The organism is Rhizobium sp. BK591 (assembly GCF_014195045.1).
Taxonomy (GTDB): Bacteria; Pseudomonadota; Alphaproteobacteria; order Rhizobiales; family Rhizobiaceae; genus Rhizobium; species Rhizobium anhuiense.
This window is the reverse complement of sequence record NZ_JACIAZ010000003.1, coordinates 503,231-527,942: the sequence shown is the minus strand read 5'-3', so window position 1 is coordinate 527,942 and position 24,712 is coordinate 503,231. Positions and strand designations below refer to the sequence as shown.

The following is a 24,712-nucleotide window of genomic DNA, read 5'->3' as shown; positions in this document are numbered from 1 at the left end:
AAATCATGGCCTTTTGCAAGCTTTCGCGAGACGAGCCTATCCACACGCCCGGCCACTCGGATCAACGAAGCAGCTTTAGCGAGCCCGTCAGCGAGCGGATCCATTTCGTCGGGCCGGCGAGCCCGACGCCGTCGATGACCTCCGAAGAGAGGTCGCGTTCGGGCATCGAAGCCTCATAATCGGCATAGACGTGCAGCGCTCGAGCAAAACGCGGGAACGGCACCACCAGCGCCCCTTCGGGCGCCGGCAGTGCCTTCAGCAAGAGCGATCTCAGATCGGCCGCTGCCGCCTGCAGCACCGGAACCGGCTTATTGGCACTGACATGAAATGCCCGACCGGCATGATCGCTCAGCCGTGCCCCGGCAAGTGCGGGTGCCGCGGCACCGAGGCCGATCGACAGCACCGCAACCGTATTGGCGAGTTCGCCGGCCGGCAGCCCTGGCTCGACGATCACGGCGACACGCCAGTCCTCAACCATCATTCGTCCGCTCCTTCTCGGTTCGACGTCCTCACCCTATCGAAAGGCAGAGAAATATCCTGCCTATTCCTGACGTCTCACATCCAAATCAGGTAGGATTTTCCCGGCGACCGAAAAAATTCGAAAGGACATACCGATCATGGAATTCGAGCCGGGAGATATCCGCATATTGAAGGCGCTGCAAAGCGAGGGGCGGCTGACGAACCAGGAGCTTGCCGAACGCGTGGGGATGTCGACCTCGCCTTGTTGGCGCAGGGTGAAAAGGCTTGAAGAGGCCGGCGTCATCCGCGGCTATCAGGCTGTTGTCGATCGCCGCGCCGTTGGCCTCGGCGTCCTCGCTTTCGTCCGCGTCCAGATCGACACGCATTCCCATGACGAGGCCGAACGGTTCGAACGCGAGGTCGGCGCACTGGAAGCGGTGGTCGCCTGTTATTCCGTCGCCGGCGAGGCCGATTTCCTTTTGCAGGTGGTCGCGGCCGATCTCGACAGCTATGCCGAATTCGCCATGACGGTGATCCGCCGCCTGCCCGGCATCAAGGAGATGCATACGATGTTTGTGCTGAAGGACATCAAGGCATCGACGATCCTGCCCGTTCAGACGGCGGCCGCCAGCCGTTCGCGCTGAAGTCATCGCCTGCCTCGCTGCCTATGCCTGCGGGCTGGAGGCTGCGGAGAGGCTTCGCCTAAAAGGCTGTGCTGGCGGTCGTGGTGATCAGGTCGCAGGAGAGCCGGAGGCCGATCGGATCGTGGCAAAAATCATCCGCGGCGCCGGCGAGTTCCAGTCCGGCTGGAGCGTCGGCACGCAGGTAGGTCTGTGTGGTCAAGTCGACGCGCACCGGAACGGCGGTCCAGAGCGAGGGACGGCTGACGTTGATCGCGGAAATTTTAGTCTTGTCATTCCTGACGGCGTAAGAGGCGACCGCCATGCCGCTCACCGTCAAGGTGAGTGCAAGTGCGATCTGGAGACCGAGATCTGCGGCTTCGCGAAAGGAGATGAACATTGCGGCCTCATGCCACGGTTTTTTAGTATCTCCGCATGCAAGTAGGGCATGCGCTGGCACCGATCCAGCGACATCGCCCGTTAAGGTTTACGCATAACCATGTCGGCCACGCCGTGCGGCTTGAATGCAGGTTTTCGGCAAATTTCGGAACAATGATTCAGCCTGGCAGTTACATCAGGGTCATCCAAGATGAAAATCCAAGGAGGATATATCCCATGTCTAGATCCCTTATCGCCGCTTCGTTACTCGCGATCGGCATGGCATCGTCGGCCTTTGCCCAGTCGAACCCGGATCCGATCGGGCCGACGAATGGCGGCTCGACCGATCCGAGCTCGGGTACCTATTCGTCCGATTACACCAACGATGACAATGGCATACGCCCGGTCCCCGTCTCGCCGGTCGATCCGATGACGACCCAGAGCATCGGGCGGCCGCAGACGATGGAATGCCCCGGAATGCCGCAACAGATGTCCGGCGTCGACACGCGCGGCGGCCAGAGCGGTGCATCGATCAGCGAAGCCTGCCGCGAATACGACAACTGAGCGGACAGTCCCCCGCTCTGAGCATGTCGCACAAACGTGCGCCATGCTTGAAAAAGGCCGGTTCACACCGGCCTTTTTCATGACAGCCATGAAAGCTTTTCTTTCGGATGAAACTTTTGATCCGCGTGTTCCGTACCGCCGTAACAGCTTGAAAGAACACGAACGGGAATGGCTTCATTGGCAAAGGACACGGCAACACCTGTTATCCTCTGGTTTCGCAAGGACTTGCGCCTTGACGACAACCAGGCTCTCAACGCCGCCCATCACTCCGGACGGCCGGTCATCCCTCTCTATATCAGAGAGCCGCAGGCGGCAGGCACCGGTCCACTGGGTGCCGCGCAGGCCTGGTGGCTGCACCATTCGCTGGCGGCGCTGGACGGCTCGCTGGGCAAGCGGCAGGGGCGGCTGGTGCTGGCCAGCGGCGATGCGCTTGCGGTGCTCTGCGCCCTGATCAGGGAAAGCGGCGCGGAAGCCGTCTTCTGGAACCGGCGCTACGATCCATCCGGAATGTCGATCGACATCCGGATCAAGCACGAACTGGAGAAGCAGGCGGTCGAAGCGAGAAGCTTCGGCGGTCAGTTGCTGCACGAACCTTCCCGGCTAATGACCGGCAATGGCACGCCCTATCGCGTCTATACGCCATTCTGGCGCGCGCTGGAGGGTGGCTGCGAACCGGAGCCGCCGCTGGATGCGCCGGCGAAACTGCTTCTCGCATCGCAACTTCCGAACTCGGAAAGGCTGGAGAGCTGGAAGCTGCTGCCGGTGAAACCGGATTGGGCAGGCGATTTCGCCGATCTCTGGACACCTGGCGAAGAAGGCGCCCGGAAGAAGCTCCATGCTTTCGCCGAGGACGCACTCGACGGCTACAAGCAAAACCGCGATTATCCGGCAAGACCGGCAACATCGATGCTGTCGCCGCATCTGGCTCTCGGCGAGATATCCCCTGCCCGCATCTGGCACGCGACACGCGGCCTGTCGAAACGGGTGCCGGCAACCGATATCGTGCATTTCCGCAAGGAGATCGCCTGGCGCGAATTTTCCTATCACCTGCTCTTCCATTTCCCGCGTCTTGCCTCGGCCAACTGGAACGATCGTTTCGACGGCTTCGAATGGCGCAACGACGGCGAGGATTTCAAGGCGTGGTGCAGAGGGCTGACCGGTTATCCGATCGTCGATGCCGGCATGCGCCAACTCTGGCGCCACGGCTGGATGCACAATCGCGTGCGCATGATCGTCGCCTCCTTCCTTATCAAGGATCTGATGATCGATTGGCGACGCGGCGAGGCCTGGTTCCGTGACACGCTTGTTGATGCCGATCCCGCCAACAATGCGGCAAGCTGGCAGTGGGTGGCAGGCTCGGGAGCCGACGCCTCGCCGTTCTTCCGCATCTTCAATCCGGTGCTGCAGGGCGAAACCTTCGATCCCGGCGGCGACTATGTCAGAGCTCATGTGCCGGAGCTTCGAGGGCTCGGGGCAAAATACATCCACCGGCCATTCGAGGCGCCGCAAGGCGTGCTCGACGAGGCCGGCATCACGCTGGGCCAAACCTATCCGAAACCGATCGTCGATCATGCGAACGCACGCAACCGAGCGCTCGCCGCCTACAACGCCACGAGGGATGCCGCATGAACGCGCATGTCCGTCCCGCATCGCGCCGGCTGAAGATCGCCGTCATCGGCTCCGGCATATCGGGCGCCTCCGCTGCCTGGGCGCTGAACACCGTGCACGACGTCACGCTCTACGAGAACCAGGCGCGGGCCGGTGGCCATACGGCGACCGTCGACGTCGATTACAACGGCTTTGGGATTGCGGTCGACACCGGCTTCATCGTCTATAATGAACAGAATTACCCCAATCTGACGGCGCTGTTTGCCGAGCTCGGCATTGCGACGCATGCCAGCGACATGAGCTTTTCGCTCTCGCTCGACCACGGCAGGCTGGAATGGAGCGGCGGCGGACTGTCCTCGGTCTTCGCGCAGAAGCGCAACCTGCTGCGGCCGTCATTTCTGTGGATGATCCGCGAGATCCTGCGCTTCAACCGCAGCTGCCTCGAAGATCGGGCCGCCGGCCATCTCGCCTCACGCTCGATCGGCGATTATCTCGACTGGCGCGGCTTCTCGCCCGGTTTCACCAACAATTATCTGATGCCGATGGCGGCGGCAATCTGGTCGACGCCGTCCGCCCGCATGCTGCAGTTTCCGGCCGAGCACTTCGTCAATTTCTTCGACAATCACCGGCTGATCTACCGCCGGCAGCACCAGTGGCGGACGGTCACCGGCGGCAGCCGCACCTATCTCGACCGGCTGCTTCGACCCCTCGGCGAACGGGTGAAACTTTCCTGCGGCGTGCGCGCCGTCATCCGCTCCGAGCACGGCGTGACGCTCATCGACGAAACGGGCGGCGAACACCTGTTCGACAAGGTGATCTTCGCCTGCCATAGCGATCAGACGGCACGCCTGCTCGCCGATGCCAGCGATAGGGAAAGCAGGCTCTTTGCCGCCATTCCCTACCAGCCGAACCGCGTCGTCCTGCACCGCGACCAATCGTTGATGCCGCAGCGGCGCAAGCTTTGGGCCTCGTGGAACTATTTGCGCTCCAGCCGTGAAGAGGGAAATGCCGGCGTTGCCGTCACCTACTGGATGAACCGGCTGCAAGGCATCGACGACAATTTTCCGTTGTTCGTCACTCTCAATCCCGACCGGGAGCCGGAACGTGACAAGGTGTTTGCCGAATTCACCTACGACCATCCGCAATTCTCGGCGGACGCCATGGCTGCACAACAGGCGCTTGTCACCATTCAGGGACAAAGCCATTGCTATTTCGCCGGCGCCTGGACGGGCTACGGATTCCACGAGGATGGCCTCGTTTCCGGTCTGGCGGCGGCGGAAGCCTTGGGCGGGATCATCCCCTGGCGAACTACCCGAACCGCCATCCTCAAGCCTCAACCGGACGTAGCGGCATGACAGGGCGCGGCGAAAAACACGGCATGAATACGATGACCAACGGCCCTCCACCAGATGCCGCGGCAACGCTCTATGTCGGCGACATCATGCATCAACGGATGAAACCGTTCGGTCATCGCTTCCGCTACCGCGTCTTCTCGCTGCTCGTAGACCTCGACAGGCTGGATGAGGCTGGCAGGCTATCGTCGCTGTTTTCCGTCAATCGGCGCAATCTTGTCTCGTTCCACGAGAAGGACCATGCCAGTGCCGGGAGCGCGACGCTGCGCGCCTATGTCGACAGGCTGTTCGCCGAGACGGGGCTCGACCGCGCGGACAGGATCCTGCTCGTCTGTTACCCCCGAATTCTCGGCTATGTCTTCAACCCGCTCTCTGTCTATCACGCCTATGATGGTGGCGGCGCACTCGTCGCGATGATCTATGAGGTGCGCAATACGTTTGGCGAGCGGCACAGCTATGTCTGTCCCGTCGGCCCCGGTGAGATGTCGGAAAGCGGGCTTCGCCAGAGCTGCGACAAGCGCTTCCACGTTTCGCCCTTCATCGGCATGGCGGCGCGTTATCATTTCCGCATGCTGCCGCCCGGTGCCGAAATCCGCTGGCGCATCCTGGAAAACGATCATGAAGGCCCGCTTCTCTCGGCGACATTTTCCGGAAGGCACATGCAATTGACCAGCGCCTCGCTGCTGGGGCTGACGGCGCGCATCCCCTTCCTCACCTTCAAGATCATTGCCGGGATCCATTGGGAGGCGCTGAAATTGTGGCTGAAGGGCGCTCGCTACATCAGGCGTCCGGCACCGCCGCCTGAAGTAAGCGTCCGACAGCCCCGCCCGCTTGCGGAAGCCGCGGAATGACATGACAGCCTCGTTGCCCCGCGCAAAGGAGCCGTAACTTTTTGAACTGCTAAATCTATTCCGATTTCGGGAATTATGCGGTAGCGTTCGATGCAATGGCCGAGGGGGCGGCCGTGCATATCATAATGGGTGTATCGTCGTCCCTAACCGGCACGAAAATGCTGGAGGAGAAAAGATGAGCAAGGCGCAGGATTGGAACCTGCTGGCTCGTGATGCGGTGACGCTGACGGCCGAAAATATGTCCCGCATAGTGAAGGGTCTGCCCTTCAAGGCAAGGCTAGCCCTGCGCGGACTTCTGCACATGCAGCACGGTTCGCTTGCCGTCACACTCCCCGACGGCCGCAGGCTGCTGGTCGAGGGCAAAAAGGCGGGACCGAAGGCGGCACTCCACCTCCGCAACTGGAACCTTGCCTATAGGGCGCTGACGAGCGGCACGATCGGCGTCGCCGAAACCTATATGGATGGCGACTGGGACAGCCCCGACATCGCCGCCTTCCTCGAGCTCTTCCTCGTCAACGGCGAGGCCGCGCACAGCTATGCGCATGGCAAGGGCGGCCTCGGCCGCCTTTTCGAGCGCGTCCGCCATTGGATGAACGCCAATACCAAGACGGGCTCGAAACGCAACATCTCCGCCCATTACGATCTCGGCAACGATTTCTACAGGCAATGGCTCGATCCGAGCATGACCTATTCCTCAGCGCTCTATTCCACGGGCGCCAACGACCTGCAATCGGCCCAGAATGCCAAATACCGGGCGCTTGCCGAAGCGACCGGCATCGGCCCCGGCGACCACGTGCTTGAGATCGGCTGCGGTTGGGGCGGTTTTGCGGAGTTTGCCGCAAGCGAGCTGAACTGCAAGGTAACAGGCCTGACGATCAGCCGCGAGCAACTCGCCTTTGCCGAGGAGCGCATCCAAAAGGCCGGCCTCGACGACCGCGTGAAATTCCGCTTCCAGGATTACCGCGATGAAACAGGCCTCTACGACCGGATCGTCTCGATCGAGATGTTCGAAGCGGTCGGCGAGAGGTACTGGCCATCCTATTTTTCAAAGCTCAGGCAATGTCTGAAGCCGGGCGGCAAGGCCGGCCTGCAGATCATCACCATCCGGCCGGAATCCTTCGACCAGTATCGCAGCAACCCCGACTTCATCCAGAAATACGTCTTTCCCGGCGGCATGCTGCCGACGCGCAATCATCTGGCCGAGCTTGCCGGCAAGGTCGATCTGTCGCTGGTCAAGGATTTCGGCTTCGGGCTCGACTATGCCCGCACGCTGGCCGAATGGCGCGAACGCTTCTGGTCGGTCTGGGAGCGCATCCGCCCGATGGGCTTCGACGAGCGTTTCAAGCGGCTCTGGGAATTCTACCTGTTCTATTGCGAAGCCGGCTTCCGCGCCCGCAACATCGATGTGCGCCAGGTCGTGTTCTCGCGCCGTTGATCATTCCGCCGGATGCGGCGTCGCCGGATGGTGACCAGCCAAGGGCGGCCGCTCCCGCCAGCCGGTCGCGCGGTTCACCAGCGCGAAATAGGCGCTGTAAGGCAACAGGCGTCCGAGCTTCAGCATGGTGGTGAAGCGCTTCGGGAAGGTGATCTCGAAGACCTGCGATTTCAACCCGGCAGCAATCTGCCGGGCGGCCTCCTCGACCGATACCAGGGCCGGCATCGGAAAGGCGTTCTTCCGCGTCGCCGGCGTATCGACGAAGCCCGGGCTGACGAGCTGGATGCGGATGCCCATCTTATCGAGATCGAATTTCAGGCTCTCGGTCATATTGATCAACGCCGCCTTGGTGGCGCCGTAGGCAGCGCCTGTCGGCAGGCCGCCATAGCCGGTGACGGAGGAGACGATGGCGATCTGCCCCTGCTCCTTTTCCTTCATATGGCGGATTGCCGGCAACAGGCAGTTGACGACGCCGGAAAGATTGACGGCGAAGCTCTTCTCGAAATCGGCGCGGTTCAGATCCTCGGCATGAACAGGCAGGTAGACGCCGGCATTGAGGATCGCCATGGCGAGCGTGCCGTGCTCATATTCGATGGAAGCCATGATATGTTCCATGTCCTCGGCATCGGTGACGTCGCCGTCGAGAACGACAATACTGCCGGAAAGGCCGCTGGCCTCGGTCTGCAGCTCGACCAGCTTTTCATGGCTTCTGGCAGTGACGGCGACCTTGTATCCTTCGCCGGCCAGCTTCAGCGCCAGCGCCCGGCCGATGCCGGAACTCGCGCCCGAGATCCAGACGATTCCATGTTCGGGACGGGCGATGAAATCACGCATGACATGTTCCTCCGGGCTGCCTGATCAATGTGAAAACAGGTCCGGAAGTTCCTCACCTCTCCCGGATTTATGGCTCTATCACACCATTGTGGCTGCTTTCAGCCGATCAGGTCGCCGATCAGCTGACGAAAGGATCCCGTGAGTCTGACCGGCCCGTCGGAAACGGCAAAGGCGATGCAAGGCCTGTCCTTTTCGGCGACCGGCCGATGGTCGACCGTCTCGTCGGCAATAGAGATGTCGCCGGGGCCGAAGCGGCCGCGTTCATCGTTGAAGGCGCCGTCGAGAATGAGGATCAGTTCCATGCCCTTGTGGGTGTGCGCCGGCAAGGCGCGGCCCGGACGGATCCACATCAGGTTGACCTCGCAGCCGTCCATGTCGAGCGGATATTCCCTGAAGCCCGGCAGCCGCGTGCGCCAGGGCACATCCTCGGCCTCGAAGCCGACGAGATCGCGCAAGGCTTGGGGAAACAGCGCGTTTTCCGGCCGCGCCGCCGCCGGCGGCGGCGTTCCGGGAGATGCAGAGGAAAAGATCGTCGCAAGCCGCCCGTCGCGATCGGCAATAGCCGCTTCAGGCACGTTTTCCAACGCTTCGCCGGCCAGCAGCTCGAGGCTGTTCACCAGGCTGCGATTGTCCGGTTTCATTTCGAGATGAGACTGTACCAGCACGCGCGCCGGCTCGGGCAAGGAGCCGGCAACATAATGCGCCATCAATGCATCGATCGTGTCGATCTGCTCGTGAACCATGTCTGTTTCGGTCACGCCCTGTTGCCGCGCTCCGTTTCGCTTTGTCGTCATCCGTACGGGGAAAGTCAATCTTCGGATCACCCTCACAGGGCGGGATTGCGGGCCGTACACAATTTCGGGGAGGAAAGCGAAATTTTATCGTGTCCAACAGAGGCGTGGAATAGCTTTTCTTGCCAACCCAGCCTTGTGAAGGGAAAAGACCGTTCCTAAAGTAAGAGTTCGAATAGAGGCAGATTCCATGACCTTCCACCCCTCCGTCCTCGAAGCCATCGGCAACACGCCCCTGATCAAACTCAAGGGCGCCTCAGAGGTGACCGGCTGCACCATTCTCGGCAAGGCGGAGTTCCTGAACCCCGGCCAGTCGGTGAAGGATCGCGCCGCGCTCTACATCATCCGCGACGCAGAGCGGAAGGGACTGCTTCGCCCGGGCGGCGTCATCGTCGAAGGCACGGCCGGCAATACCGGTATCGGCCTGACGCTGGTCGCCAAGGCGCTCGGTTACCGCACCGTCATCGTCATCCCGGAAACGCAGAGCCAGGAAAAGAAAGATGCGCTGAAGCTGCTCGGCGCCGAACTGGTCGAAGTGCCCGCCGTTCCCTACAAAAACCCGAACAACTATGTGAAGGTATCCGGGCGGCTGGCAGAACAGCTGGCGAAGACCGAGCCGAACGGCGCAATCTGGGCAAACCAGTTCGACAACGTCGCCAACCGTCAGGCGCATGTCGAAACGACCGCCAAGGAAATCTGGAAAGACACCGACGGCAAGGTCGACGGCTTCATCTGCTCCGTCGGCTCCGGCGGCACGCTGGCCGGCGTGGCGGCCGGCCTCAAGGCTTTCAAATCAGACGTCAAGATCGGCATCGCCGACCCCGACGGCGCTGCACTCTATGAATTCTACCAGAACGGCACGCTGAAATCCGAAGGATCCTCGATCACCGAGGGCATCGGCCAGGGCCGTATCACCGCCAATCTCGAAGGCTTCACGCCCGATTTCTCCTATCGGGTCTCCGATGCCGAAGCGCTTCCCTATCTTTTCGATCTCGTCGAGAACGAGGGCCTGTGCCTCGGCGGCTCGACAGCCATCAACATTGCCGGCGCGGTCAATCTCGCCCGGGATCTCGGCCCCGGTCACACGGTGGTGACAATCCTCTGCGACTACGGCAACCGCTATCAGTCGAAGCTCTTCAACCCGGATTTCCTGACGTCGAAGGGACTACCCGTTCCGGGCTGGATGGCCAAGTCGCCTGATATCCACGTTCCCTACGAGCCCGCGTGAGACCCCATGCCCGTTAATGCCCTCTATCGTGACGACTTCTATCTCTCGACGTGCGAAGCGGTCGTCACGGCCGTTCACGAAGACGGGGGCATCGAACTGGATCAGACCTGTTTCTATGCGACATCAGGTGGCCAGCCTGGTGATACCGGTGAGTTCGAACGCGCCGACGGCAGCAAGATCGCGCTCGGCCAGACGAAGCATGGTCCGAGCAAGGATATCATCATCCATGTGCCGCTCGAAAACGAGCCGAGGCCTGTGATCGGCGAAACGCTGGTGCTGCATGTCGACTGGCCGCGCCGCTACAGGCTGATGCGCATGCACACGGCCTGCCACCTGCTTTCCGTTGTCTGCTCCTATCCGATAACCGGGGCTGCCGTCGGCGAGGAGGAGAGCCGCGTCGATTTCGACATGGCCGAGACGATCGACAAGGATGAGGTGACGGCCAAGCTGATGGAACTGGTCGGTGACAACCATCCGGTCTATCTGCAGTGGATCACCGACGAGGAGCTTGTCGCCAATCCTGACATCGTCAAATCGAAGAATGTACGCCCGCCGATCGGGCTCGGGCGCGTCAGCCTCGTCTGCATCGGCGAGAACTCCTCGATTGACAGCCAACCCTGCGGCGGCACACATGTCTCCGAGACCCAGGAAGTCGGCCGGATCCATATCGCCAAGATCGAAAAAAAGGGCAAAGAGAACCGGCGCTTCCGCATCCGCTTCGGCACGCCCGGCGACGAAGCCTGACCATCAAGGGAGACCATCATGAGTGAGACCAAGAGCCGTTTCGTCGTTTCGGCCGATTGGCTGCAGTCCGAACTCGGGAAAGCCGATCTGCGCGTGCTGGACGCCTCCTTCTATCTACCGGCGCAAAAACGCGATGCCGATGCCGAATATGCGGCCGGCCATATTCCCGGCGCCATCCGCTTTGACCAGGACAAGATCGCCGACCACTCGACATCACTGCCGCACACGATCCCCTCGCCCGACTATTTCGCCACCGAAGTCGGGCGGCTCGGCATCAGCGAGAAGGATCGGATCGTCGTCTATGACGGCATCGGCCTGTTCGCCTCGCCACGCGTCTGGTGGCTGTTCCGGGTGATGGGGGCAAAGAATGTCTTCGTGCTCGACGGCGGCCTCGATGGCTGGAAGGCAGAAGGCCGTCCGCTGGAAACCGCAGCACCCAACCTTGCGCCGGCGAGTTTCACGCCTGACTTCGACGAAAGCCGCGTGGTGACGCTCGATAGAATGCGCGACATCGTCTCCAGCGGTGCCATGCAAATCGCCGATGCCCGCAGCGCCGGCCGCTTCGCCGCCGCCGAGCCCGAACCGCGTGCCGGCATGCGCTCCGGCCATATGCCGGGCGCCCGCAGCCTGCCTTCCGGCGTATTTGCCAACCAGGGCCGGTTCAAATCGCTGCCCGAACTCAGGCAGACGATCGAGGATGCCGGCATCGATCTTTCGAAGCCCGTCGTCACCTCTTGCGGCTCGGGGATCACCGCAGCGATCATCACGCTGGCGCTGGAATCGCTCGGCCATAACGACAACAAGCTTTATGACGGCTCGTGGAGCGAATGGGGCAGCCGTGACGATACGCCCATCGTTACCGGTCCGCCGACACCGGTCAAAGCCTGATCGCCATGGGGAAGACACCTGCTTCGCTGAAAGCTCACATCACCCGGCTCGAAATGACGTCGCCGCCGAAGGCAAGCATGCCGGTGCCCGTCAATATCCAGACGGCGATCATGCGCGCTCCCCAGATTCCGCTACCCTTCTATCGTTATCTCTACCGGCAGGTGGGCGCGCGCTGGCAATGGGTGGACCGGTTGCGCATGAGCGACGAGCAGCTTGCCGAGACATTGAACGACAAGCGCAACAATATCAGCGTTCTCTATGTGAACGGCGCACCCGCCGGATTCTACGAATATTTCTGCGAAGACGAGGATGTGATCGAGCTCAGCCATTTCGGCCTGATCGAACATGCGCTCGGTCTCGGCATCGGCAAATGGTTCCTGCTGCAGGCGCTCTATGCCATCTGGTCGCTCAATCCGAAGCGGGTCACCACCACCACCAACAATCTCGACCACCCGCGCGCGCTGCAGCTCTATCAGATGTACGGCTTCTCCCCCGTCTCCACCGGCACCGGAATCGTCCGGCCGCTGAGCGACAAGGAGCTTCTGGAGCTCGCGCGGAAAAGTTGACGGCCTCCTCCCCGACATAGGTGGAGATGACTAACGCTGTGTAAGGCTGTTCGGGCGGCGCGGATCGTTGCGGCGCTCGAAATCGAGCGTGCGGCCCGACTGTTCCTTGAGCTCCGCCACCTCCCGGCGCAGAGCCCTCAGCTCTTCCAGTATTTCGGCATTCTGTTGCGCCAGCAGCGCGAGATCGACGTCGGCCAAGGGTTTCTCCTTTTCGTCATGCAGTGTTGCGGCGGACCCGGAAAGGCTCTAGCCGTGCCGGTGGCCGGTGATCAGCCATGCGCGCGAATCGAACTGAATTCCATGGGATGTCTGGTGCGCTCGCAGCATGTCGAGTAGACGCGCCCGTATTTCGGACGCAGCAGTGGGATGATTGAGAGCCGTCTCGACATTTTCAAATGTCTGAATAGTCGCCAATGCAGTCTCAGGATCCGGACCGTAGAACACAGGCTCGCTGATTTCACGAAACTCGACGGCAGTGAACCCGGCCGTCTCGAGCAATCGAGACGTCACCGAGGGTTCGCTCAGTGAAAAGGCTTTGCCGGCCGCAACCGGACCGGTTGAATCCGGGTTGAGCGCCTCATGTATAGCGGTCGCCCACTCATTGCGATCTCTGCCCTGCCAGACCATGAAAACGAAACGCCCGCCCGGCCGTACGGCGTTGGCGATATTGGCGAAGGCGGCCGCCGGATCGGCAAAGAACATGACGCCAAATCGGCTGATGCAAAGGTCGAACCCCCCTTGTGCGAAGAAATGGTTCTGTGCATCCGCCACTTCGAACGTAACATTGGACAACCCCTCCTCGGCGCTGCGGCGACGGGCGATATCCAGCATCGTCACGGACAGGTCGATTCCATGCGCTCGTCCTGTTTCTGTAACACGAGCGGCATCACGAGTGGTTTGTCCGGCGCCGCAACCGATATCGAGCACACAATCAGACTGCCCAACCGCGGCGGCGACCCGAAAATGCGCGTTATGAAGAGCAAGCTCGGCATCATAGAAGTCCGCGAAATTCAATGCCGTTTCGTCAGCCATGATCTATCCCTAGAAACCGAAATTCGTGAGGAGTTAGCCGCCCGGCCCGCGCAGCCTCTCAGACCCAGCATGGGCCGTACATGTACCGTCCCGATCGTGTATCACGGGATGAAGACGCCAGACATACCCGCCGCGGCGACGAGAGACACGATTGACGCGACGATAGCATTATACCGCAGAGGCAAGCTGGCCCACGATCGCCCAATGCCTGCGGCGCGCAAGAAACGGGTGGCTTGCACGCTCGTCCGGGTGCATTTCATGGCAATCACAAAGGAGATCTGCCATGACCGCCATTCGTTTTGTCGCCATGCCGACGACCGACGCCGAACACCTCTGGAACGGCGGGCGCGACGCCTATGACAGGCTGCCCGAGACGATCGTTTCCGATGGTCCCGGCCATCCCTGCCGCCACTGCCTTCAGAATATCGATGCCGGCAAGGCGTTGCTGGTCTTCGCCTACCGGCCCTTCCCGAAGCTGCAGCCCTATGCCGAAACCGGCCCGGTCTTCCTGCACAAGCAACCTTGTGCACGTTATGCCGCCGAAGAGATCATGCCGCCGGTGCTGACGACGAGTCGCGACTTCATCGTCCGCGGCTATAGCGAGAACGACCGCATCGTCTACGGTACCGGCGCGGTGACTGAGATCGGCGATATTCCGGCCTATGGCGAAGAGCTGCTGGGACGATCTGATATCGCCTATGTGCATGTGCGCTCCGCGCGCAACAACTGCTTCCAGTGCCGGATCGACAAGCTAAAGGCGCCGGCCCTGGCGGAGGCTGGCGCCTGATCGGCGGCCGTCGAGGCGCAACAAGAAGTCGTGAATTCGCCGGCACGCTCCTTCTGCTGTAATCGGCGGGCCGTTTCGGTTTCCCCGGACGAATGCTGCCAGGATCGCGCCCTCGAATGTTATCAAACGCCGCGTAAAGCAATGATCCGCGAACCTGCGGCAGCCTGCCGTTGGTGTGCGAGCGGCGCATATTCGGGCGATGCAAAGAGACCACGGATGGCATCCATATCGAGAAACTCGATGATCAGCATATTCGTCGCCTGCCAGCCTTCGAGTTCGAGGGGGGCGTCATCGAGAGCGATGAGACGGCCGCCGGCCTTTGCCACCAGAGGCAGGGCCTTCGAACGGTAATCGGCAATGGCTTCGGGGTCGTGGATATCAAGATCGACAACGAGGTAGGCGGACATGATTATATCCTTTCAATCAATGTGAAGTTTGGGATGTGTGTTTTGCGTGCGGCGGCGCGCCTTATGGCAAGTGCCGCCACTTAACCATGCGCTTCCGGAGATCGAGTGTGCCGCCATCCACGGTGAAGCTGCCGTCGCCACGATGATGCATGGTCCGCCGTTCCTTGCGGGCCTCGTCGATCCAGATCCTCTTCGCTTCGAGGATGAAGAGATTGTATCGATCGACGAGGCTCGGATCGGCAAGACGGCATTCGATATTGGCAAGGCAGTCCACCAGCAACGGCGCCGCGACATCCTTTGCTGGACGAGTCCCCAAGCCGAACCGCTCGAACTTGTCCACCGTGTCACCGGAGCAATTGCCGATGTCCACCACGGTTTCGGCAAGATCGGTGGCTGGAATCGCAATCACGCATTCGCCGGTCTTTTTCAAAGTCTGGTGGCTGAAGTCCCAGGGGCCGATGACGCAACCGATCAGCGGCGGTGCGTGCTGGACCATCATGTGAAAACCCATTGTCATCACATTGGGCGTTCCCTCAAGGCTCGTCGTCACAAGAACGATCGGGCCCGGTTCGAGCAGGCGATAGGCCTGGGAAGCGGAAATCTCTTTCATCGTGCGGTTCCTTCGCGAGTTTCTTCCCCGCACGTATGCAGGGAAGCTGAAAGACCTTCTGGCGTGGTTACCAGCCCTGTTCGACCGGCAGAACGAAGAGTTCCGCGACATTCACATGTGCGGGCGCCTGCGCCGCAAAGACGATGGTGTCGCCGATGTCCTCGCCCTGCAGGAACGTCATTTGCTTGGCAAGATCGTCCATCTGCTTGATATAGCCGGGTTCGGTGATGTGATCGTACAGCTCGGTCGCCACGGCACCCGGCTGGATGCAGGTCACCCGAATATTGTGCTTCTGGCCCACTTCCATGCGCAGGCCGTCGGAGAACGCGGCCACCGCGTGCTTGGTGGCGCAATAGATCGACAGGCCTTTGAAGACCTTGCGGCCAGCGATCGACGACATGTTGAAGATGTGGCCGGAATGTTGATTGATCATCTGCGGCAGAACGGCAGCCGTGGTATTCAGCAGGCCCTTCACATTGACGTCGACCATCCGGTGCCATTCGTCGACTTTGAACTGATCGACATCCGAAAGCGGCATCAGACCGGCATTGTTGACGAGAATGTCGATCGAACCATAGGCACCCAACAGCTTTTTGACGCCGGCTTCGACGGAGGCTGGATCGACCACGTCCATTTCGATCACAAGGGCTTCACCGCCCCTGGAGGCGATCTCCTTTTGGAGGCCTTCAAGTTTGTCGGTGCGACGGGCGGCGATCCCAACCTTTGCGCCGGCCTCGGCGAGCTTCAACGCGGTAGCGGCGCCGATGCCGCTCGAGGCGCCGGTGACCAGCGCGATTTTTCCACTGATATTCGTCATGGTTTATCTCCTTGTCTGGCGCCCTTCCAACCGAAAGGACGGTCGTGTTCGACAAGGAGGAACATAAGGAAGCGGGCATGATCCCTCTCTCGGGACCTTGCGGGACCTGTTGGGATCTTGCTCAAAACCGCAAGGACCAAGCTGAATTCCTAAAGCATGCCACGCAAAACTGTGCAGCGATTTTGCGAGACATGCGCAAAAACAAAGGCCTAAAAGCGCAAGGAGCCAATCTGAAAGATCGCGACGCGTTTTAACTGCGACGGTAGTCGCTGGGGGAGACGCCGGCCTCCCGGCGGAAAATCTGAGCAAAATGGCTGGGGCTCGAATACCCCACGGACATGCCGATCTCGATGATGCTGGTGCTGGTTTCCTGCAGAAGTTGCTGGGCTTTGGCTATGCGTTGGCGAATGAAGTAATGGGATGGGGAAAGGCCGGTGGCTTTCTTGAAGAGGCGGCTGAAGTGAAAAGCGCTCATGCCGGCCGTTTGCGCCAGACGTGCGAGATCAAACGGCTCTTGAAGGTTGGCTTCCATGAATGCGATGGCCCGCCGTAGCTTGGCGCCCGGGAGGGCATTTGACGGCCGTGTCTCTGCATCAAATGTTGCATATTGTCGAATAAGATGAACAGCGAGCGTCTGCGCCAATCCCTGCACGAAGAGCCGACTTCCCTGCCCTTCTGCCGTCAGTTCAGCATGGATCAGTTCCAGCATGGTGGAAAGATGCTGGTCGCGGCCGCCAGATACGTCGCGCAGGCGCATGGCGCTGGCAGCCTTGCCGAGAACCCCTTCCGCCACCCGGTCGAACAACGGAACGGAGAGATAGAGATGCATTACCTGGAAAGGTTCGTCTCCCTCGGCATGCCAGCGCATTTCGTATGGCGTGGGCGACCGCGTCAGAAAAAAGTCCCCAACTTTGACTGTATTGGCCTCCCACTCCCCGCCCAGATCGCGTTCCTCGACACATGCTTGGCCTGAGATCACCCAAACAACGAGAGGCTCGGCGACTGCCGGAACAAGAAAGGGGTGTTGCACCTTCAGGCGGGAAAACACCTGCACGAATATGTCGGTCCAGGCTGGGCCATCCCCGCTGACGAGTGTTCTGCCGGCAATATATGTTTCGAGCCCGGTCGGTGACGTTCGAAGCGGAACCGGCGATGTTTGCTCTCGACTCTCAACCGTCATTGCTGCTCCGTTTGGATGGCGACTGCACATCGGCATGATACGATGGCAACTGTTCGGGAGGGACACAACTCATCGCGCTGCCTGACGAGGAAAAACATAGCTCCAACGCCGCCGACGGTCGCGGTTCGATTACAGGTGCGCCGTCATACAAAGAAGGCGGCATCCCTTCGGATACCGCCCTGCCGATCGAAGAATAATGCTGTAAGCCATCACCTTGAGTGAGATAGCTTACGCTACGTTCAGTACGCTCTCCGGCGCGAAGGCTTCGTAACCCAGTGCGTCGGCGACCGGCTTGCTGGTGATGCGGCCCTTGTGGACGTTGAGACCATTCCTCAGATGCTTGTCTTCGGCGATGGCGCGCAGGCCGCGATCGGCAAGCGCCAGACCATGAACCAGCGTGGCATTGTTCAGCGCATGCGCCGAGGTGACCGGCACGGCGCCCGGCATGTTGGCGACGCAATAATGCACGACGCCGTCAACCTCATAGGTCGGATCGGAATGGGTCGTCGCATGCGAGGTCTCGAAGCAGCCGCCCTGGTCGATGGCGACATCGACAATGACGGAGCCCTTCTTCATGCCGGAAAGCATTTCCCGGGTGACGAGCTTCGGAGCAGCAGCGCCGGGGATCAGCACCGCGCCGATAATCAGGTCGGCCGAAAAGACTTCCTCCTCCAGCGCCTGGATGCTGGAATAACGGGTGTGGATGCGGCCGGAAAAGATATCGTCGAGCTGGCGTAGGCGCGGCAGCGACTTGTCGAGGATGCTGACATCGGCGCCGAGACCGGCGGCCATCCGGGCCGCATGCAGGCCGACGACGCCGCCGCCGATCACCGCGACCTTGGCCGGCAGCACGCCGGGTACGCCGCCGAGCAGGACGCCGAGGCCGCCGTTGGCTTTCTGCAGCGCGGTCGCTCCTGCCTGGATCGACAGGCGTCCTGCCACTTCCGACATCGGCGCCAGCAGCGGCAGGCCGCCGCGCTCGTCGGTCACCGTCTCATAGGCAATCGCGGTCACCCCGGAGGCGATCAGACCCTTGGTCTGTTCGGGATCCGGCGCCAGATGCAGATAGGTGTAGAGAAGCTGACCGTCGCGGAGTTGCGCCCATTCAGAGGGCTGCGGCTCCTTCACCTTGACGATCATGTCGCACTTTTCGAAGATATCTTTAGCAGAGGCGGCGATCTTGGCGCCAGCCGCGGCATAGGCGGCATCATCGGCGCCGATGCCGGTGCCCGCCTTGGTCTCGACCCAGACTTCGTGCCCGTGGGCGACATATTCGCGCACCGAAGCCGGCGTCAGGCCGACGCGATATTCATGATTCTTGATTTCCTTCGGGCAACCGACACGCATTGGCGTTCCTCTCATGTCACTCCGCAGTCGCGGATCTCCTCAGACGATGAATCCAATCATCAAGGCCGCGAAATGTCCTTGCAAAGACGATTTGCACAAATGCATTTTTTCGGCGATTATTGTGCAATGCCCCTCTTTCTTCGAAGGTTCTTCGAATGGCCGATCTCGACACCATCGATCTTGCGATTCTGAAGGTGCTGCAGGCCGATGCCCGCATCACCAATGCCGAGCTTGCCGAAAGGATCGGACTGTCGCCTTCGGCCTGTTCACGCCGGCTCGACATCTTGGAAAGAAGCGGCGTCATCGACGGCTACCATGCCCGCCTTTCGCACAAGGCGCTCGACTACAAGATGATCGCCATCGTGCATATCTCGCTCTCCGGCCAGTTCGCCAAGACGCTGGCCGAATTCGAGGCGGCGGTGAAGCTCTGCCCCAACGTGCTCGTCTGCTACCTGATGTCGGGCGAATACGATTATATCCTGCGCGTCGCCGCGCGCGATCTCGAGGATTATGAGCGCATCCACCGCGACTGGCTGTCTGCCCTGCCCCACGTCGTCAAGATCAATTCCAGTTTCGCGCTCAGAGAAATCATCGACAGGCCGAATGTCGGCCTTTGAGGCCTTGCATATTCATTGAAAGCCTGCCCAGACTTTCGGTGCGCGCGGGCGTTTCCCGCTCAACGGCATGTCATGACATCGAAGACCCACGGCTATATTTTCGCCCTGCTGGCAATCACCATCTTCTCCTTGCAGGACGCGATCTCGAAACATCTGGCATCGACCTATCCGCCGATCTTCGTGACGATGATCCGCTACTGGGCTTTCGCGCTCTTCACGATCATTCTCGCCTCGAAGATGCGCGGCGGTCTCAAGGCGACGGCCCGCACCAAGCGGCCTTTCCTGCAGGTGACGCGCGGCGTTCTGCTTGCGATTCAGGTGGTTCTCGCCATCACCTGTTTTGCCATGATCGGCCTTGCCCGTTCACAGGCGATCTTTTCCGCGACGCCGATCCTGATCGCGCTGCTGGCAATGCCGATCCTCGGCGAGCGGGTCGGGTGGCGGCGGTGGGCGGCGATCGGCGCCGGACTGTTCGGGGTGTTGCTGATCCTGAAGCCGGAAGGCGAATTTTTCGACCTCAAGCTGCTTCTGGCCGTCATTTCCTGCTTCAACTTCGCCTTCTATGTCATCGCCACCCGCCTGGTCAGCCGCGACGATTCGTCGATGACCAGCTTCTTCTATACCGGCGTCGTCGGCGGCGTCACGATGACGCTGGTCGGACCATTCTACTGGAGCTGGATGTCGCCGGGCGACTGGGGCTGGATGGCGCTCGTCTGTATGACCAGCATCTCCAGCCATTATTTCCTCATTCGCGCCTACGATATTCTCGATGCTGCCGCCGTCCAGCCGCTGACCTATCTGTCACTTGTCTACGCCTCGATCATCGGCATGGTGATCTATGACGAAACGCTCAGCATCAACATGATCGTCGGCTCGGCGATCGTGGTCGCCGCCGGCATCTTCACGGTCTGGCGCGAACATGTAGTGGGACGCAGAGCCGCCGCGGCAAACTGACGGTTTCACTGCAATTTTAGCCAAGCCCCTAAAACCATTTCAATTTTCGGGCGCTATGCTCCCTCGCTGTAGAAGGGAGACAGTATGACTCGTAATTTGAAAATCACGGCCCGAAAGGCCGACCGGAAAAGCTGCCGCGTTTTCGGCAATGTCAAATATCTGAACAGCCAGGTGGATGCCCGCATTCTCAACCTGTCGGTAACCGGCGCCGCCCTGGAGATGAAAGGGCCGTTCCATGCCGCCTCCGGCAGCAAGGTGCGGATCGAGGCCGAAAACCTCGGGCTGCTCGAAGGCGTCATCCGCTGGAAGCACAACGGCCGCGTCGGCATCCAGTTCGACGTGAACTCTAATGCGCGGGCACAGGTGTCCTCCTATTTCCGATTCTTCCATAAAGAAGTCCGGCCGGTACTGGCGACCCGCCCGTTGACCATATCAGGCGCCAATGGCGATCGGACGCCTCACTTGGCGGCATCGACACTGAAATCGTAAGGCTGCACCGCCTTTGCCCCGAAGGAGCGGCTAAGATCGTTCCAGTAGCTGCGGTTGACGTTGACGTCGAGGGTGACCGCCCCTTGCGTCTACGACAGCCTGACGCCTCCGAAGTCGATGGCGGCGCTCTTGGCGTTGACGGCGGAGCAGGATCGATCCTGCCGATGATCCGTCCCCGATGAAATTTCAGCCGGACCACTGCACCATAAATTGTATTTCGGAGCCACGCTGCTTTCCCGGCGGATTGTTTTGACGTCCTGTCATTTTCGCAGTGTACTCCACGGCAAATCGTCCTAATTCTGACGGGCCGGACGATGCATGATCCTTGAAGGAGAGTTTCCATGTCTTCTATTTTCGATGTTGGCGTAATGAGCCGCCGTTCCCTGCTCGGCGGCCTCGCCGCCACTTCCGCCCTGGTGCTGCTGCACCCCTTCAGCGCGCGGGCCAGCGCCAACCAGGCGCATCTGAGGCTGATGGAAACGACGGATATTCACGTCAACGTCTTCCCCTATGACTATTATGCCGACAAGCCGAACGACACGATGGGTCTTGCCCGCACCGGGACGATCATCGACGGCATCCGCGCCGAGGCCGTCAACTCGCTGCTGATCGACAATGGCGACGTGCTGCAGGGCAATCCGATGGGCGACTACATGGCCTATCAGCACGGCATGAAGGAGGGCGACGTCCATCCGGTGATCAAGGCGATGAACACGCTCGGCTATACGGTGGGAACGCTCGGGAATCACGAGTTCAACTACGGCCTCGACTTCATGTTCAAGGTACTCTCGGGCGCGAACTTCCCCTTCGTCTGCGCCAACCTGACCAAGGGCCAGCTTGCCTCGGACCCGAAGCAGGACGACCTCTTCTTCAAGCCCTACGTCGTCTTGGAAAAACAGATCAAGGACGGCGCCGGTAATGAGAGCCCGGTCAAGATCGGCTTCATCGGCTTCGTCCCGCCGCAGATCATGCTCTGGGACATCAAGAACCTCGAAGGCAAGGCGCAAACGCGCGATATCGTCGAGGCCGCCAAGGCCTGGGTTCCCGCCATGAAGGAGGCCGGCGCCGATATCGTCATCGCACTCTCCCATTCCGGCATCGACGGCAGCGCACCGTCCGAAAAGATGGAAAACGCCTCACTGCATCTGGCGGCCGTCGACAGGATCGACGCCATCTTCACCGGTCACCAGCATCTCGTCTTCCCCGGCCCGAAGAGCTGGGACGGCATCGCCAATGCCGATCCGGTCAAGGGCACCCTGCATGGCAAGCCCACCGTGATGGCCGGCTTCTGGGGCTCGCATCTCGGCCTGATCGACCTGCTGCTCGAAAAGGACGGCAATAGCTGGAAGATCGTCGATTTCACCGCGGAAGCCCGGCCGATCTATCATCGCGACGACAAGAAGAAGGTGGTGGCCGATTACGCAGACAAGAAGGAAGTGGTCGAGGCCGCCAAGGCCGAGCACGAGGCGACCCTTGCCTATGTCCGCACCCCGGTCGGCAAGACGTCCGCACCGCTCTACTCCTACTTCGCGCTGGTCGCCGACGACCCTTCGGTGCAGGTCGTCTCACAGGCGCAGACCTGGTACATCAGGCAGATGCTCGCCGATACCGCTTTCAAGGACCTGCCGGTGCTTTCGGCGGCGGCTCCCTTCAAGGCCGGCGGGCGTGGCGGCGCCGACTACTATACCGACGTTCCAGCCGGCAATATCGCCATCAAGAACGTCGCCGATCTCTATCTCTACCCGAACACGGTGCAGGCTGTCGCCATCACCGGCGCACAGGTGAAGAACTGGCTCGAAATGTCGGCCGGCATGTTCAATCACATCGAAGCGGGCTCGAAGGACGCGCCGCTGCTCAACAGCGACTTCCCGTCCTATAATTTCGACGTGATCGACGGGGTCACCTACCAGATCGACCTGTCGCAGCCGCCGAAATATGATTCATCCGGCAAGGCGATCAATCCGGACGCCAACCGCATCCAGAACCTCGCCTTCGATGGCAAGCCGATCGATCCGGCCCAAAAGTTCGTCGTCGTCTCGAACAATTACCGCGCCGGCGGCGGCGGCAATTTCCCGGAGATCACCGCAGACAAGGTGATCTTCCAGGCGCCGGATACCAACCGCGACGTCATCGTCCGCTATATCCATGACCAGGGCACGATCAATCCGTCGGCCGACGCAAACTGGACCTTCAAACCGCTTCCCGGTACGACCGCGACCTTCGAAAGTGGCCCGAAGGCGAAGCAGTTCCTCGGCGAGGTAAAGAGCGTCAAGATCGAGGATGCCGGCGAAGGCGCCGACGGTTTCTCCAAGTTCAGGCTGGTTCTCTAGAGCGCCGTGCGTCCTTTCGGACGCACAAAGGACGCTCTAACACCTTGAATCTACGCATCGAAGGATATGTAGACGAAGGCGCGGCACCCGCGCCTTCATCATTCTGCCGCGAGCGGTGCCGCGGGTTCCTGGAGTTCGGCCATCTGCGCATGGAAATCGGCCTGGCTCGGGCAATGGGAAAGCCGCGAGCGGAACGCATCAATCATCCAGGTGGCGGCAGGTCCGGGCGGGTTGGCGAGCTGGCGCACCGAATATATCGGATACTCCCCCTGTTCATAGGCATCCAGATCGAGATGGACGAGCGTGCCGCTCACCAGATCGTCATGGATCAGGGAAGCCGGGAGGCCGCCCCAGCCAAGACCGGCTTTGATGAGCTGGTGCTTCGTTGCAATATCGCTGACGCGCCAGGTCTTGTAGGACAGAACGTTGAAATCGCGGCCCTTCGTCCGGCCCGACGCATCGGTAACGACGAGCTGCACTTCCTCACGCACATCGCCCAGCGTCAGCGGCCGGCCAATCCCAGCCAGCGGGTGGTTGCGCGCGGCAACCGGCAACATGAAGGAATGACCGATCCGCTCCGTAACGATCGAATCGTCCTGCTTGACGACTGCGCCGCCAATGCCGATCGTCGCCTTGCCGCTGAGGACGAGATCCATGACCATTCCGAGCTCGCCGACATTGAGGTTCAACGAAACGGTGGGAAACATCTCGCGGAATTCGCGCAATACATCCACCATGGCCCGTGACGGCACCATGACGCTGATGGCGACGGACACCTCCGCTTCGAGCCCTTCCCTCAGGCTCTTGACCCGCGCCCGCATGACCTGCAGGTCGCCCAGAATGCGCCGCGCATCCTCCAGCATCGCCTTGCCCGCTTCCGTCAGCTTCGGCTGGCGCGCACCGGAGCGCTCGAAAAGCGGCACTTCAAGCTGCGCCTCCAGATTGGCGATCGTATAGCTCACCACCGATTGCGCCCGGTTCAGCGCCCGCGAAGCGGCCGAGAAGCTGCCGGTTTCGGCAACGGTCAGAAACACCTGCAATTGGTCCAGCGTTGGGTTCGGCAGCATCTTCCATCCATTCCATCGATAGTTTCGATCGACATTATCCCCGTTTTTTCGATAGCAGGCCAGACCTATTTTCCTGATCGAGACTGCGGCTCATCTCCCAGCAACGGGCCGTCAAATTCAATTCGAAAGGAAATGCACCATGTCGTCCATCCTTCTTCTGACGTCCAGCCCGCGTGCCGAATCGCTCTCGACGCCGATCGCCGTCGATCTCGCCGAAAAGCTGAAGAGCCAGAACCCGGGCAGCGTCGTCGTCCGCCGTGACCTGGCCACCAACCCGCTGCCGCATATCGATGACCTCTTTACCGGCGCGATCCGCAAGCCGGCAGAAGCCCGTACCGCCGAAGAAATCGCAGCCATCAAAACCTCCGACGAACTCGTCAACGAGTTGTTTGCCGCCGACACGATCGTCATCAGCACCGGCCTGATCAACTTCAACATCTATTCGTCGCTGAAGACCTGGATCGACAACGTCGCCCGCGCCGGCGTGACCTTCAAGTACACGGAAAGCGGCCCGGTCGGCCTCCTGACCGGTAAGAAGGTTTATGTGGTACTGGCTTCCGGTGGGGTCTATTCGCAGGGACCGGCTGCTCCGCTGAACCATGCCGTTCCGTACCTGAAGTCGGTTCTCGGCTTCCTCGGCATCACCGATGTCGAGACCATCTATGTCGAAGGCCTGGCCTTCGGACCGGAAGCTGCCGAAAAAGCCATCGGCGCCGCCAAGTCGCGCGTCCAGGAAATCGCCTTAGCCGCCTGATCG

28 protein-coding genes are annotated in these 24,712 nt (G+C 60.8%); 16 read left to right on the top strand and 12 right to left on the bottom strand.

Annotated features, from left to right (window positions below; translation table 11 throughout):
* Positions 1-61 precede the first annotated feature (61 nt).
* A complete protein-coding gene (locus tag FHX10_RS15665) occupies positions 62-481 on the bottom strand; it encodes a DUF2000 domain-containing protein (RefSeq protein ID WP_028757668.1) in 420 nt (139 codons plus the stop codon).
* A gap of 136 nt (positions 482-617) precedes the next feature.
* Here FHX10_RS15665 and FHX10_RS15660 point away from each other — a divergent pair, with 136 nt between their 5' ends.
* Entirely contained in the window at positions 618-1,103 is a 486-nt protein-coding gene (locus tag FHX10_RS15660; RefSeq protein WP_028757669.1) for an Lrp/AsnC family transcriptional regulator, read from the top strand.
* Positions 1,104-1,161: 58 nt separating this feature from the next.
* Here FHX10_RS15660 and FHX10_RS15655 read toward each other — a convergent pair whose 3' ends face one another.
* Complete coding sequence (locus FHX10_RS15655; RefSeq protein ID WP_028757670.1) at positions 1,162-1,479, bottom strand: hypothetical protein; 318 nt, start codon at positions 1,477-1,479, stop codon at positions 1,162-1,164.
* Between the two features lie 215 nt (positions 1,480-1,694).
* Between FHX10_RS15655 and FHX10_RS15650 the strand changes: the two genes are divergently transcribed.
* The 5 genes from FHX10_RS15650 to FHX10_RS15630 all read left to right on the top strand — a co-directional run bounded on the left by FHX10_RS15650 (position 1,695) and on the right by FHX10_RS15630 (position 7,267).
* Positions 1,695-2,021 (top strand): hypothetical protein, encoded by a 327-nt coding sequence (locus FHX10_RS15650; protein WP_028757671.1) that lies wholly within the window; start codon positions 1,695-1,697, stop codon positions 2,019-2,021.
* A 177-nt stretch (positions 2,022-2,198) separates the two neighbouring features.
* On the top strand, positions 2,199-3,650 hold the full coding sequence (locus tag FHX10_RS15645; protein ID WP_097543917.1) for a cryptochrome/photolyase family protein: 1,452 nt from the start codon (positions 2,199-2,201) through the stop codon (positions 3,648-3,650).
* Complete coding sequence (locus FHX10_RS15640; RefSeq protein ID WP_184389601.1) at positions 3,647-4,984, top strand: NAD(P)/FAD-dependent oxidoreductase; 1,338 nt, start codon at positions 3,647-3,649, stop codon at positions 4,982-4,984. The genes FHX10_RS15645 and FHX10_RS15640 overlap by 4 nt, the downstream gene beginning before the upstream one ends.
* Entirely contained in the window at positions 4,981-5,832 is an 852-nt protein-coding gene (locus FHX10_RS15635) for a DUF1365 domain-containing protein (RefSeq protein WP_047614700.1), read from the top strand. The genes FHX10_RS15640 and FHX10_RS15635 overlap by 4 nt, the downstream gene beginning before the upstream one ends.
* A gap of 175 nt (positions 5,833-6,007) precedes the next feature.
* Positions 6,008-7,267 carry an SAM-dependent methyltransferase gene (locus FHX10_RS15630; RefSeq protein WP_047614699.1) on the top strand — a complete coding sequence of 420 codons (1,260 nt, stop codon included), beginning with the start codon at positions 6,008-6,010 and terminating at the stop codon, positions 7,265-7,267.
* On the opposite strand, the gene FHX10_RS15625 is transcribed toward FHX10_RS15630, so the two are convergent.
* Positions 7,268-8,101 (bottom strand): SDR family NAD(P)-dependent oxidoreductase, encoded by an 834-nt coding sequence (locus FHX10_RS15625; RefSeq protein ID WP_029867993.1) that lies wholly within the window; start codon positions 8,099-8,101, stop codon positions 7,268-7,270.
* A 98-nt stretch (positions 8,102-8,199) separates the two neighbouring features.
* Positions 8,200-8,859 (bottom strand): ChrR family anti-sigma-E factor, encoded by a 660-nt coding sequence (locus FHX10_RS15620; protein ID WP_029867992.1) that lies wholly within the window; start codon positions 8,857-8,859, stop codon positions 8,200-8,202.
* A 223-nt stretch (positions 8,860-9,082) separates the two neighbouring features.
* Between FHX10_RS15620 and FHX10_RS15615 the strand changes: the two genes are divergently transcribed.
* The 4 genes from FHX10_RS15615 to FHX10_RS15600 are packed head-to-tail and all read left to right on the top strand — an operon-like array spanning position 9,083 to position 12,318.
* Positions 9,083-10,120 carry a cysteine synthase A gene (locus FHX10_RS15615; RefSeq protein ID WP_029867991.1) on the top strand — a complete coding sequence of 346 codons (1,038 nt, stop codon included), beginning with the start codon at positions 9,083-9,085 and terminating at the stop codon, positions 10,118-10,120.
* Positions 10,121-10,126: 6 nt separating this feature from the next.
* Positions 10,127-10,864 (top strand): alanyl-tRNA editing protein, encoded by a 738-nt coding sequence (locus FHX10_RS15610; RefSeq protein ID WP_029867990.1) that lies wholly within the window; start codon positions 10,127-10,129, stop codon positions 10,862-10,864.
* An 18-nt stretch (positions 10,865-10,882) separates the two neighbouring features.
* Complete coding sequence (gene sseA, locus FHX10_RS15605) at positions 10,883-11,752, top strand: 3-mercaptopyruvate sulfurtransferase (RefSeq protein ID WP_029867989.1); 870 nt, start codon at positions 10,883-10,885, stop codon at positions 11,750-11,752.
* Positions 11,753-11,757: 5 nt separating this feature from the next.
* Positions 11,758-12,318: a GNAT family N-acetyltransferase gene (locus FHX10_RS15600; protein WP_029867988.1), complete on the top strand. Its 561-nt coding sequence runs from the start codon at positions 11,758-11,760 to the stop codon at positions 12,316-12,318.
* Positions 12,319-12,348: 30 nt separating this feature from the next.
* Here FHX10_RS15600 and FHX10_RS15595 read toward each other — a convergent pair whose 3' ends face one another.
* Both FHX10_RS15595 and FHX10_RS15590 read right to left on the bottom strand, forming a co-directional pair.
* Positions 12,349-12,516, bottom strand: a complete 168-nt coding sequence (locus FHX10_RS15595) for a hypothetical protein (RefSeq protein ID WP_164735956.1) — start codon at positions 12,514-12,516, stop codon at positions 12,349-12,351.
* A 48-nt stretch (positions 12,517-12,564) separates the two neighbouring features.
* Entirely contained in the window at positions 12,565-13,353 is a 789-nt protein-coding gene (locus tag FHX10_RS15590; RefSeq protein WP_029867987.1) for a class I SAM-dependent methyltransferase, read from the bottom strand.
* A gap of 280 nt (positions 13,354-13,633) precedes the next feature.
* Here FHX10_RS15590 and FHX10_RS15585 point away from each other — a divergent pair, with 280 nt between their 5' ends.
* Entirely contained in the window at positions 13,634-14,137 is a 504-nt protein-coding gene (locus FHX10_RS15585; protein ID WP_029867986.1) for a DUF1203 domain-containing protein, read from the top strand.
* 122 nt (positions 14,138-14,259) lie between these two features.
* Here the strand turns inward: FHX10_RS15585 and FHX10_RS15580 are convergent, their stop codons facing one another.
* From FHX10_RS15580 to ald, 5 genes are all read right to left on the bottom strand, one after another.
* Positions 14,260-14,544 (bottom strand): DUF1330 domain-containing protein, encoded by a 285-nt coding sequence (locus FHX10_RS15580; protein WP_028757378.1) that lies wholly within the window; start codon positions 14,542-14,544, stop codon positions 14,260-14,262.
* A gap of 61 nt (positions 14,545-14,605) precedes the next feature.
* Positions 14,606-15,154 (bottom strand): flavin reductase family protein, encoded by a 549-nt coding sequence (locus FHX10_RS15575; RefSeq protein WP_029867985.1) that lies wholly within the window; start codon positions 15,152-15,154, stop codon positions 14,606-14,608.
* A 67-nt stretch (positions 15,155-15,221) separates the two neighbouring features.
* The gene (locus tag FHX10_RS15570; RefSeq protein WP_028757380.1) at positions 15,222-15,971 is read right to left on the bottom strand and encodes an SDR family oxidoreductase; all 750 of its coding nucleotides are present in this window, start codon (positions 15,969-15,971) and stop codon (positions 15,222-15,224) included.
* A gap of 250 nt (positions 15,972-16,221) precedes the next feature.
* A complete protein-coding gene (locus tag FHX10_RS15560; protein ID WP_028757382.1) occupies positions 16,222-17,151 on the bottom strand; it encodes a helix-turn-helix domain-containing protein in 930 nt (309 codons plus the stop codon).
* Between the two features lie 228 nt (positions 17,152-17,379).
* Positions 17,380-18,498: an alanine dehydrogenase gene (ald, locus tag FHX10_RS15555; RefSeq protein WP_028757383.1), complete on the bottom strand. Its 1,119-nt coding sequence runs from the start codon at positions 18,496-18,498 to the stop codon at positions 17,380-17,382.
* A gap of 155 nt (positions 18,499-18,653) precedes the next feature.
* Here ald and FHX10_RS15550 point away from each other — a divergent pair, with 155 nt between their 5' ends.
* The 4 genes from FHX10_RS15550 to FHX10_RS15535 all read left to right on the top strand — a co-directional run bounded on the left by FHX10_RS15550 (position 18,654) and on the right by FHX10_RS15535 (position 22,888).
* Positions 18,654-19,115 carry an Lrp/AsnC family transcriptional regulator gene (locus FHX10_RS15550; RefSeq protein WP_028757384.1) on the top strand — a complete coding sequence of 154 codons (462 nt, stop codon included), beginning with the start codon at positions 18,654-18,656 and terminating at the stop codon, positions 19,113-19,115.
* A 72-nt stretch (positions 19,116-19,187) separates the two neighbouring features.
* A complete protein-coding gene (locus tag FHX10_RS15545; protein WP_029867983.1) occupies positions 19,188-20,069 on the top strand; it encodes a DMT family transporter in 882 nt (293 codons plus the stop codon).
* 84 nt (positions 20,070-20,153) lie between these two features.
* Positions 20,154-20,558: a PilZ domain-containing protein gene (locus tag FHX10_RS15540; protein WP_029867982.1), complete on the top strand. Its 405-nt coding sequence runs from the start codon at positions 20,154-20,156 to the stop codon at positions 20,556-20,558.
* A 341-nt stretch (positions 20,559-20,899) separates the two neighbouring features.
* On the top strand, positions 20,900-22,888 hold the full coding sequence (locus FHX10_RS15535) for a bifunctional 2',3'-cyclic-nucleotide 2'-phosphodiesterase/3'-nucleotidase (RefSeq protein WP_029867981.1): 1,989 nt from the start codon (positions 20,900-20,902) through the stop codon (positions 22,886-22,888).
* 98 nt (positions 22,889-22,986) lie between these two features.
* On the opposite strand, the gene FHX10_RS15530 is transcribed toward FHX10_RS15535, so the two are convergent.
* Positions 22,987-23,955, bottom strand: a complete 969-nt coding sequence (locus FHX10_RS15530; RefSeq protein ID WP_029867980.1) for a LysR family transcriptional regulator — start codon at positions 23,953-23,955, stop codon at positions 22,987-22,989.
* Between the two features lie 139 nt (positions 23,956-24,094).
* On the opposite strand from FHX10_RS15530, the gene FHX10_RS15525 reads away from it, so the two are divergent.
* Entirely contained in the window at positions 24,095-24,709 is a 615-nt protein-coding gene (locus FHX10_RS15525; RefSeq protein ID WP_029867979.1) for an FMN-dependent NADH-azoreductase, read from the top strand.
* The last annotated feature ends 3 nt before the right edge of the window (positions 24,710-24,712 follow it).